Below are 1,663 nucleotides of genomic sequence, written 5' to 3'. Positions count from 1 at the left end.
CAAATTGTCGTTGCAGGTGGTTTTCTGTGGCGGTTTCATTCACTTCCGTAGTGTGAGATTGATAACGTTTAACGGTGTATTTTGATACCAGCAATAAGGCTTTCATCACCCGAGCAATGTAACGGCGTGACACCCAAATATTCTCTTTCTGTAAATCAAATCGAATTCGTCTTGTACCATAAGACTGATAGCTCTGATTAAATAGCGTCACGATTTTATCGGCATAAAGCCCTACTGATTTTTGTCTATTCAATTTACACTGATAATAAGCATAATGTCTTGATAATCCTAAATATTGACATAGCTTTGTTATGCTATAACAATGTCGATTTGCTTTTAGGATAGCGATTTTCGTCCTATTATCAGTGCTGCTTGCTTTAGAATATCGTTTTCCATACGCAGCTGTTTAAGCTCTTTACGCAACGCGATTAACTCTTGTTCTTGTGGACTGCGATTATCTTTTGTTTTAAATGAGCCGCTTTGGCTTGCTTGCGTTATCCAACGGTCCAAAGCTGATGGTGTCAAATCATATTCGGCAACGATTTCACTACGTGATTTACCATGTTGATAAAGACTGACCATTTGGTGTTTAAAATCATCTGTGAATGTTCGTCTTTTGCGTTTAATCTTATTCATATTTGTTCCTTTTTTAGTTGGGATAAGTTTACCTTACCCCTTAAAAAAGTTGTATGATTTAGTGTAGCCGATCCAAGAACTAAGAAATAAAAGTTAAGGTGTGACACAAAGGCCCAGATATCCATATTTCTTATTGCCTTCTACGAAGGAGCGGCCTGTGTGCTGGCAGGTCACTATGGGGTGATGGCAAGCCTTGCTGCCACAAAAGTAATAGTCACTTGTCCAGTAGCAGTACTCGTAGTGGTGACCAGTACCGAAGCCCACATCAGCGTAATCTACCAGATGACCCCACTCCGAGAAAAATCCTCCACCTATTCGACGCTGATAATACTTAACCCATGGTGAGTAAGGTTTGGCGACCTCAGGAGCTTCGCTTATTGCATTGGTTAAATCTCTTGCCAGTACCAAACGATAACCAAAACTTTTACACCATGCGGTATGATCCTCAAGTCCTCTATCTCCCCCCCCCCGATGGACAAACCACTGCCTCAATTCAAATCCATATTTCACCATTACTCGCCCACTAGCATCCTTGCCCTCTAGTACGAAGGTATGAGGTAAATTTGGCTTGTGAATTTCTCCAGGATTTGAATAGTCCCTCGCTCTAGGGCCATTTAACCATACTCTTAATGCAAATTGCCTTTTATCTTTAATCCAATTATCACGCTGATCTGGCCTTGTCCAGTGCGCCGTTACTTTTATTCCATCATACTCAACAGGGGACCAAGTTAATTGGCTTAAATCTTGAACGGGTGGATCTAAAATATCAAAGTATAAACCATCTGCCCCCATTGTTGGAAAATTATTTTTGTAAGCTCCTTCATCATTGGCTAAAACTTTGTATCCCTTATCTGGATCCCACCACTCAAAAGAACCAGCGTGTCGACCGCTAGCAAAGTCGTTAATGTTCGGCCTTGCAAAAAGCGGAAACGGCTTAAGCGGTGGTGGTGGTGGCGGCGGCGGCGGCGGCGGCGGTGGCGGCGGCGGCGGTGGCGGCGGTGGCGGCGGCGGCGGCGGTGGCGGTGGC

At 43.7% G+C, this 1,663-nt stretch carries 3 protein-coding genes; all 3 read right to left on the bottom strand.

Annotated features, from left to right (window positions below):
• A partial coding sequence (locus tag A9G32_RS12710) for an IS3 family transposase (RefSeq protein WP_141672911.1) occupies nt 1-253 on the bottom strand: 253 nt, incomplete at its 3' end.
• Nucleotides 254-336: 83 nt separating this feature from the next.
• The gene (locus tag A9G32_RS12075) at nt 337-636 is read right to left on the bottom strand and encodes an IS3 family transposase (protein WP_034885636.1); all 300 of its coding nucleotides are present in this window, start codon (nt 634-636) and stop codon (nt 337-339) included.
• A 93-nt stretch (nt 637-729) separates the two neighbouring features.
• Nucleotides 730-1,663, bottom strand: a 934-nt coding sequence (locus A9G32_RS12070) for a hypothetical protein (RefSeq protein ID WP_176701355.1), incomplete at its 5' end; no start/stop codon positions are given.

Source organism: Gilliamella sp. Gris3-2 (genome assembly GCF_001690345.1).
Lineage (GTDB): Bacteria > Pseudomonadota > Gammaproteobacteria > Enterobacterales > Orbaceae > Gilliamella > Gilliamella bombi.
Note: the sequence above shows the minus strand (reverse complement) of the source record. Positions and strands in the feature narration are given on the sequence as shown.